This is a genomic window from Micromonospora sp. ATLC20, assembly GCF_057196585.1.
Genome location: NZ_JBXUOV010000217.1, coordinates 1 through 8,596, shown reverse-complemented (window position 1 = coordinate 8,596; position 8,596 = coordinate 1). Strand labels below are relative to the sequence as shown.

The 8,596-nt window shown below is 71.5% G+C and carries 7 protein-coding genes and 1 pseudogene; 5 read left to right on the top strand and 3 right to left on the bottom strand.

The genetic code is table 11. The features are described 5' to 3' along the window. Positions 1-212: 212 nt before the first annotated feature. Entirely contained in the window at positions 213-995 is a 783-nt protein-coding gene (gene lexA / locus AC2CHG_RS27850) for a transcriptional repressor LexA (RefSeq protein ID WP_013284750.1), read from the bottom strand. A 489-nt stretch (positions 996-1,484) separates the two neighbouring features. Between lexA and nrdR the strand changes: the two genes are divergently transcribed. Further along, the gene (gene nrdR / locus AC2CHG_RS27845) at positions 1,485-1,985 is read left to right on the top strand and encodes a transcriptional regulator NrdR (RefSeq protein WP_013284751.1); all 501 of its coding nucleotides are present in this window, start codon (positions 1,485-1,487) and stop codon (positions 1,983-1,985) included. 34 nt (positions 1,986-2,019) lie between these two features. Continuing rightward, entirely contained in the window at positions 2,020-4,914 is a 2,895-nt protein-coding gene (locus AC2CHG_RS27840; protein ID WP_262013570.1) for a vitamin B12-dependent ribonucleotide reductase, read from the top strand. 92 nt (positions 4,915-5,006) lie between these two features. Here AC2CHG_RS27840 and AC2CHG_RS27835 read toward each other — a convergent pair whose 3' ends face one another. Next, positions 5,007-5,807 (bottom strand): maleylpyruvate isomerase N-terminal domain-containing protein, encoded by an 801-nt coding sequence (locus AC2CHG_RS27835; protein WP_262013569.1) that lies wholly within the window; start codon positions 5,805-5,807, stop codon positions 5,007-5,009. A 113-nt stretch (positions 5,808-5,920) separates the two neighbouring features. Here AC2CHG_RS27835 and AC2CHG_RS27830 point away from each other — a divergent pair, with 113 nt between their 5' ends. Continuing rightward, complete coding sequence (locus AC2CHG_RS27830; protein WP_355507082.1) at positions 5,921-6,868, top strand: DUF2332 domain-containing protein; 948 nt, start codon at positions 5,921-5,923, stop codon at positions 6,866-6,868. Between the two features lie 25 nt (positions 6,869-6,893). Here the strand turns inward: AC2CHG_RS27830 and AC2CHG_RS27825 are convergent, their stop codons facing one another. Continuing rightward, positions 6,894-7,334 carry a hypothetical protein gene (locus AC2CHG_RS27825; protein WP_355507084.1) on the bottom strand — a complete coding sequence of 147 codons (441 nt, stop codon included), beginning with the start codon at positions 7,332-7,334 and terminating at the stop codon, positions 6,894-6,896. Between the two features lie 97 nt (positions 7,335-7,431). Here AC2CHG_RS27825 and AC2CHG_RS27820 point away from each other — a divergent pair, with 97 nt between their 5' ends. Together AC2CHG_RS27820 and AC2CHG_RS27815 are read left to right on the top strand one after the other, a co-directional pair. Next, positions 7,432-8,073, top strand: coding sequence for a class I SAM-dependent DNA methyltransferase (locus tag AC2CHG_RS27820; RefSeq protein WP_355507086.1), 642 nt, complete (start codon positions 7,432-7,434; stop codon positions 8,071-8,073). Positions 8,074-8,187: 114 nt separating this feature from the next. Further along, positions 8,188-8,596, top strand: a pseudogene (locus tag AC2CHG_RS27815) (alpha/beta hydrolase); the annotation flags it as partial.

Below are 8,596 nucleotides of genomic sequence, written 5' to 3'. Positions count from 1 at the left end.
GCCGAACGGCAGCGGGCCGCGGGCGGAGGGCGGCCGGGCCGAGCCGCCGCGCCGCGGCCAGGAACCGCGTGGCGGGCGCCGCGACGGTTACGACGATCAGGGTCGGTACGGCCCGGTGTCCGGCGGCGGCCGGGAGTACCGCGGCGACCGCTACTGAGACGACACGACGAAGGGGTGACCGGCGACCGGTCACCCCTTCTCGTCTGCCGTCGTCAGATGCGGCGCAGGACCGCCACCACGCGGCCCATGATGGTGGCGTCGTCGCCGGGGATCGGGTCGAAGGCCGGGTTCTGCGGCATCAGCCAGACGTGCCCGTCCCGCCGCCGGTAGGTCTTCACCGTCGCCTCACCGTCGAGCATGGCGGCCACGATGTCGCCGACCTCGGCGTTCGGCTGCTGCCGGACGACCACCCAGTCGCCGTCGCAGATCGCCGCGTCGAGCATCGAGTCGCCCTTGACCTGGAGCATGAAGACCTCGCCCTCACCGACCAGCTCGCGGGGGAGGGGGAAGATGTCCTCCACCGCCTGCTCGGCCAGGATCGGCCCACCGGCGGCGATGCGGCCCAGCATCGGCACGTACGCCGGGGCGGGCCGCTGCGCGCGGGCCGCCTCGTCGTCCGCCTCGCCCGGCGCGCGGACGTCGACGGCGCGCGGACGGTTCGGGTCACGGCGCAGGAAGCCCTTCTTCTCCAGCTCCTTGAGCTGGTAGGCGACGCTGGACGGGGACACCAGCCCGACCGCCTCGCCGATCTCGCGCACGCTCGGCGGGTAGCCGTGGCGCTCGACCCAGTTACGGATGAACTCCAGGATCCGCCGCTGCCGGGCGGTCAGGTCGACCGTCGCGGGGTCGGGGAAGCTGCTCACCACCGGGGTGACCGGACGCACCGCGGCGGGGGCGGTGCGGCTGCGGGCGGTGCGGGGGCGACGGGTCGCCGGAGGACCCGCCCCGTCGTTCGGCTGCGGGTTCTTCTGCCGGCTGGCCCGGTCCTCGGTCACGTCCGTCCCTCCCTGGTCGGCGCTGGGGTGCCTCGTCGGCTCGTGGTGCGTGTGGTCTGACCGTATAGGTGAGATCGGCCATTTTCAAACATCTGTACGACGTGCTGTCGGCGTGTCGCGCCGAATTCCTGGATTTCCGAACTGGTGTTCTGATAGAAGGGTACGCCGCTCGAACGGATGTTCTATCCCGGCTGCCCGTGACTAGCACGGGAGGCCGTCCGTTGGGCTCCTCGGCGGCGTCGCGCCGGGCGTGATCCTGACGACTCGCCGGACACGCCCGTCAACTTGACCTCGCTTGGGGTTCGGCATACGGTCGACCCCTAGATGTAGTAGTCACACGGGCGTAAGTTGCCTACAGGTTGGGTTCAACTACCGAACGCACTCCCGCACCGCGCACTCGGCGACGGTCATCAGACGATGGCCCCGCCGTGCCGACGCGTGCCCGGGAGCCGGTAGGTGTGCCCGCGATCGACTGAGGAGGTCGGGCGAATGCGGTGTCCGTACTGCCGGCACGCCGACTCCCGGGTGGTCGACTCGCGGGAGGCCGACGACGGCCAGCTCATCCGGCGGCGACGGTCGTGCCCGGAGTGCGGCAAGCGGTTCACCACCGTCGAGGAGGCGGTGCTCGCGGTGGTCAAGCGCAGCGGGGTGACCGAGCCGTTCAGCCGTACGAAGATCATCGGTGGGGTGCGCAAGGCGTGCCAGGGGCGCCCGGTCGACGACGACTCGATCGCGCTGCTGGCACAGAAGGTCGAGGAGACCGTACGGGCCAAGGGGGCGGCCGAGATCCCCAGCCACGAGGTGGGCCTGGCCATCCTCGGCCCGTTGCGTGACCTCGACGAGGTGGCCTACATGCGGTTCGCCAGCGTCTACCGGTCCTTCGACTCGCTCGCCGACTTCGAGCGCGAGATCGAGACGCTGCGGGCCGCCGCGCGCGCCCGGGAGGGCGCCGGTGCCGGTGCGGCGGACGCCGCCGGCGCGATCAGCTGACATTTTCGGGTTTCTGACAGGTACACGAGGCGCGGTGGGTGACCGTGCCGACGAGGGGGGCGAGGGCGTGACGACCAGCAAGTCACGGAACAAGGCCGGGGCGGGGCTGAAGATCGAGCGCGTCTGGACGACCGAGGGGGTGCATCCCTACGACGAGGTCGCCTGGGAGCGCCGCGACGTCGTCATGACGAACTGGCGGGACGGCTCGATCAACTTCGAGCAGCGCGGGGTGGAGTTCCCCGAGTCCTGGTCGGTGAACGCGGCGAACATCGTGACCACCAAGTACTTCCGGGGCGCGGTGGGGACCCCGGAGCGGGAGTGGTCGCTGCGGCAGCTGATCGACCGGGTGGTCGAGACCTACCGCACCGCCGGTGAGGAGTACGGCTACTTCGCCACCCCGGCCGACGCCGAGGTGTTCGCGCACGAGCTGACCTGGATGCTGCTGCACCAGGTGTTCAGCTTCAACTCGCCGGTGTGGTTCAACGTCGGCACGCCGTCGCCGCAGCAGGTAAGCGCCTGCTTCATCCTCTCCGTCGACGACTCGATGGACTCCATCCTCGACTGGTACAAGGAGGAGGGGCGGATCTTCCAGGGCGGCTCCGGCGCCGGGGTCAACCTCTCCCGGATCCGTTCCTCGAAGGAGCTGCTCTCCTCCGGCGGTACCGCCTCCGGCCCGGTCAGCTTCATGCGCGGCGCGGACGCCTCCGCCGGCACCATCAAGTCCGGTGGCGCCACCCGGCGCGCGGCGAAGATGGTCATCCTCGACGTGGACCACCCGGACATCGAGGAGTTCGTGGCGACCAAGGCGCGCGAGGAGGACAAGATCCGCGCGCTGCGTGACGCCGGGTTCGACATGGACCTGGGCGGCGCCGACATCGTCAGCGTGCAGTACCAGAACGCCAACAACTCGGTCCGCGTCTCCGACGAGTTCATGACCGCGGTGGAGAACGGCGGCGGCTTCGACCTGCGCGGCCGGCTCGACGGGCAGACCATCGAGACGATCGACGCCAAGAAGCTGTTCCACACCATCTCCCAGGCCGCGTGGGAGTGCGCCGACCCGGGCCTGCAGTACGACGACACCATCAACGACTGGCACACCTGCCCGGAGACCGGGCGGATCACCGCGTCGAACCCGTGCTCGGAGTACCTGCACCTGGACAACTCCTCGTGCAACCTGGCCTCGCTGAACCTGATGAAGTTCCTCCGCGCCGACGGCGGCTTCGAGGTGGAGAAGTTCGTCAAGTCGGTCGAGTTCGTCATCACCGCGATGGACATCTCGATCTGCTTCGCCGACTTCCCGACCGAGAAGATCGGTGAGACCACCCGCGCCTACCGGCAGCTCGGCATCGGGTACGCCAACCTGGGCGCGCTGCTGATGGCCTCCGGCCTGCCGTACGACTCGGAGCAGGGCCGGGAGGTGTCCGCCGCAATCACCTCGCTGATGACCGGCACCGCCTACCGCCGTTCCGCCGAGCTGGCCGGCATCGTCGGCCCGTACGACGGCTACGCCCGCAACGCCGAGCCGCACAAGCGGGTCATGCGCAAGCACGCCGCCGCCAACGACGCGATCAAGGCGACCGGCACCGTGGCCACCGCCGTGCAGCGCGAGGCCACCAAGCAGTGGACGCTCGGCAACAAGCTCGGTGACAAGTTCGGCTGGCGCAACTCGCAGGCCAGCGTGCTCGCCCCGACCGGCACCATCGGCCTGATGATGGACTGCGACACCACGGGTGTCGAGCCGGACCTGGCACTGGTGAAGTTCAAGAAGCTGGTCGGCGGCGGCTCGATGCAGATCGTCAACCAGACCGTGCCGCGCGCCCTGCGCAGCCTCGGCTACCCCGAGGAGCAGGTCGAGGCGATCGTCGAGCACATCGCCGACCACGGCCACGTGGTGGACGCCCCGGGCCTCAAGCCGGAGCACTACCCGGTCTTCGACTGCGCCATGGGCGAGCGCTCGATCGCGCCGATGGGTCACGTGCGGATGATGGCGGCCGTTCAGCCGTTCATCTCCGGCGCCATCTCCAAGACGGTCAACATGCCGGAGCAGGCCACCGTCGAGGACGTCGAGAAGATCTACTTCGAGGGCTGGAAGCTCGGCCTCAAGGCGCTGGCGATCTACCGCGACAACTGCAAGGTCGGCCAGCCGCTGTCGGCTGCCAAGCCGGGCAAGGGCGCCGTCGAGGCCCAGGCCCCGGCCACGCCGGAGAAGGTCGTGGAGAAGGTCGTCGAGTACCGCCCGGTGCGCAAGCGGCTGCCGAAGAAGCGCCCGTCGGAGACCATCTCGTTCTCGGTCGGCGGCGCGGAGGGCTACCTCACCGCCTCGTCCTACCCGGACGACGGCCTCGGCGAGGTCTTCCTCAAGATGTCGAAGCAGGGCTCGACCCTGGCCGGCGTGATGGACGCCTTCTCGGTGGCCATCTCCATCGGTCTCCAGTACGGCGTCCCGCTGGAGACGTACGTCAGCAAGTTCACGAACATGCGCTTCGAGCCGGCCGGCATGACCGACGACCCGGACGTGCGCATGGCCGCCTCGGTGATGGACTACATCTTCCGTCGCCTGGCGCTGGACTTCCTGCCGTACGACCGCCGCGCCGAGCTGGGCATCTTCACCGCCAAGGAGCGGGCCGCCCAGCTCGCGGCCGAGGCGGAGGCGGAGGCGAGCGGTGCGGACCTCACCGCGATGGCCTCCTCCGCCCCGGTCGAGGCGCCCGAGCCGAAGACCGGCCCGATCGCGCAGCCGGCGCAGGAGATGGCCGACGCCGCGGCCGTCAAGCCCGCGCCGTCTGTGGGTTCCAGCACCGAACTGCTGGAGGCCGTGATCGGCAAGGCCGCCGACGCGCCGCTCTGCTTCACCTGCGGCACGAAGATGCGGCCCGCCGGTAGCTGCTACGTCTGCGAGGGCTGCGGCTCCACCAGCGGCTGCAGCTGACATCGAGCGAAGTCGCATCTGCTGCGACAGCGACCGCCCGGTCCTCCAGGGGCCGGGCGGTCGCTGCGGCAGGGACGAGGTGTCGTCGATCGTCAGACGGACGGGTCCCAGGCGATGAGCTGGTCGAAGATGCGGCGGTCGCCGTCCAGCTCCAGCTTCGGGGAATCCGGCGTTATGCGGCCGTAGAAGAACAGGACCAGGTCACTGGCAGTGCCCCGGGCGGAGACGTCGGCCGTGTCCCGGTCCGGGTCCTCACCGGCGGCCGGCTCGCCGAGCCGGCTGGCCTGTGCGCCGTCGCCGGACAGCCGAAGGCGCCACGAGCGGCCCTCGGTGGCGTGGTATTCGACGACGGCGGGTTCGTGCGGCCAGGCGACATCCGTCGAGCAGAGGGTGAACTGGCAGTCGTCGAAAGCGTCGAGGGCGACCTCGTCCGGCAGCGGCTCCGGGCTCCCCACGGCGAGCTGAGCGTCGTGGGTGTGCACCGCGATCTCGGCGACCTGGCGCCGAGCCCACGCACCGGAGGTTTCCGGTGACTGCGAATCACCCCACCACGTCCAACACCGGCGGTCCGGGCCGGCCTCGCGCAGTGCGCTCGTCAGCCGCTCGACGGACTCGCGCCACCAGGCCAGGAGAGCCTGGCGTTCCTGAGGCGCACCCGTGCCGTCGTCCCACACGGACTTGTCCGGGGGACCGTCGGCCGGCCCTGCGGCGACGATGGCGGCCGACCTGCGGCGGCCCATGCCCAGGTGCTGTACGAGATCGAACAGCGTCCACTCCGGACAACTCGGCACCGGCGCGTCGAGGCTGGGCGCCGCGGCGACCGCGGCGTGGAAAGCGGTCGACCGGTCGTCGATCAGCCGCAGGTGATCGGCGAAGGTGAGATTCGTGTGCACCCGGGCTGTCTATCAGTGTTCTTCGAAAGACGGACAGCGATTTTCGCCGCGCACGCGGCGGGCGGTGCCGGCGGTCATACCTCGCCGCGTACGCGAGCTGGAATGCTCGGGGGATGAGCACGACCGACATCTATCGGGTCTTCGCCGAGCGTGAGACGCGCGGCGTGTCCCCGGCGTACGAGCGGTTGTCGCAGGCGGTGGCCGGTGACCCGGAGCTGCTCGCCCTGCTCGACACGCTGCCACCGGCCAAGCGTCAGCCGAACCTGCTGTTCGGGGTGGTGCGGCTGCGCGGCGGGCCGGTGGACGACCCGGCGGCGTTCCGCGAGTACGTGATCGCGCACTGGCCGGACGTCGCGGCGCAGATGCGGGTGCGGGCGACGCAGACGAACGAGGCGGGGCGCTGCGCGGTGCTGCTGCCGGTGCTCGCCGCCCTGCCGCAGCCGCTGGCGTTGCTGGAGGTGGGCGCGTCCGCCGGGCTGTGCCTCTACCCGGACCGGTACGCCTACCGCTACGGCGACCGGCAGATCGGCGAGGGCGAGCCGGTGCTCGACTGTGACCTGACCGGCACCGATCCGCCGCGGCGTCGTCCGGAGGTGGTGTGGCGGGCCGGGCTGGACGTGAACCCGCTCGACGTCACCGACCCGGCCGACGTGGCCTGGCTGGACGCGCTGATCTGGCCGGAACACCGGCACCGCCGGGAACGGTTGCGCGCCGCGGCGGCTGTCGCGGCGGCCGATCCGCCCCTGCTGGTACGCGGTGACCTGGTCGACGACCTGCCGGCGCTGGCGGCGCGGGCCCCGGCCGGGGCGACGCTCGTGGTGTTCCACAGTTCGGTGCTCTACCAGGTGCCGCCGCAGCGCCGGAACGCCTTCACCGCGCTGGTGCGGACCTTGCCCGGCCACTGGATCGCCAACGAGGACCCGTCAGTTCTGCCGCACGCCGATCTGCCAGAGCCCTCTGCCGATGGGTTCCACAACGTGCTGGCCCTGGACGGCCGCCCGCTGGCCTGGACCCGGGGTCACGGGCAGGCGCTCACCTGGCTCGGCCCGGCGCGGCCGTGAAGACCGCCGGACCGCCCGGCCCGGCTCAGTCCGGCAGCGAGTCGACCGCCGAGGCGAGCACGCCGCGCAGGTCGGCCTCCGCGCCGGCCGGCAACGTCTGGGGCTTGACCACCTGGTACGCCACGCGTACCTCGTAGTGGTCACCTCGCCAGGCCCAGCCGTCGAACCGGGTCTCCCCGCCGTCCCACGGGCGTACCGCCGTACAGGAGGTGTCGCCCGGTCCGGCGTCGCTCGGTTCGGCGGCGATGCGGTCGCACCGGTCCCGCCGCCACTTCGCGTCGTACCTGCCATCGGTATCGACGGCCACGGTGACGACCAGGTCGCCGCGCATGGAGGTGCCGCTGGTCAGATCGACCGCGCACTCCTTGGAGCCGCTGCGGTCACCGAGGTTCGCCGAGGCGCTGGGCTGAGCGCCGGGCGACCGTAGCAGCGCCGCGCCAACCCCGCCCTCCGCCCCGTCGATCATGAGGTTGACGGGGCGACACGCCGACCTCGCCCCCGTTAACCTCATGATCGACGGAGCGAGGGCGGGCGGCGGTCCGGCCGGCTACTAGGGTCGCGGGGTGACCGAACCGCGGTGGCTCTCCGAGACCCGTGCGGCGTACGACGCCGTCGCCGAGGACTACGCGCGGCTGCTGCCCGACGTGGTCGAGCCGCCGCTGGACCGGGCCCTGCTGGCCGCGTTCGCCGAGACGGTCGGGCCGGGCCGGTCCGTGCTGGAGGCGGGCTGCGGCACCGGCCGCGTCACCGCCCACCTGCACCGGCTCGGCCTCGACATCAGCGGCGTCGATCTGTCGCCCGGCATGGTGGCGGTGGCCCGCCGCGCGTACCCGGACCTGCGCTTCGAGGTCGGCTCGCTCATCGAGCTGACCGCGCCCGACGCGTCGCTGGCCGGGCTGGTCTCCTGGTACTCGATCATCCACCTGCCACCGGAGCTGCTGTCCGAGGTGTTCGCCGGTTTCCACCGGGTTCTCGCTCCGGGTGGTCACCTGTTGCTCGCGGTGAAGGCCGGCGACCGGCGCGACCGACGGGAACAGGCATACGGCCACTCGGTCGCCCTCGACGTCTACTGGCTGTCCCCGGATCGGCTGGCCGCACAACTCACGACGGCCGGGTTCGTGGTGTCGGCGACGATGGTCCGCGCGCCGGTCGGCCGGGAGCGGCAGCCCCAGGCGTTCCTGCTCGCGCAGCGTCCGGCCGACTGAACTCTCCGGCACCACTCACCACAGCCGGCACCCGGCCTGTACCGCACGTGATGACGGGGCAGCGAAGAGTTGCCGTTCTGGCTAGGGTTGACGATCTCGGCGGAGGGAGACGTCATGCGCACCCGGATGCTCCTCGCGTCGACGCTGCCGTTGCTCTGGGGCGCTGTCGTCGGCTGGTGGACGCCGCGCGGGCCCGGCACTGTGGGCGCGGCACTCGCCTCCGTGGCGGTGAGCCTCGCCGTCGGGCTGGCCGCCGGGTGGCTGAGCCGGTCCCGCTGGTTCATGCTCGTCGCGCCGGTGATCTTCGCGGTGGCCGTCGAACTGGTCCGGCTGCGGCTGCGCGGGCCCACCGTCGACCGTCCGCACCTGTCCGGCTTCGGCGTCGTGGCGCTGCTCGCCGGCCGGGGCGTACACGGACTCCTGACCTTGTTGCCGCTGCTGGTCGGCGCCGCCTACGGCGCCGGACTGGCCCGCCGCCTCGACGCGGTGCCGCCGCGCCGGCCGGTGCCGCGCTGGGCGGGCC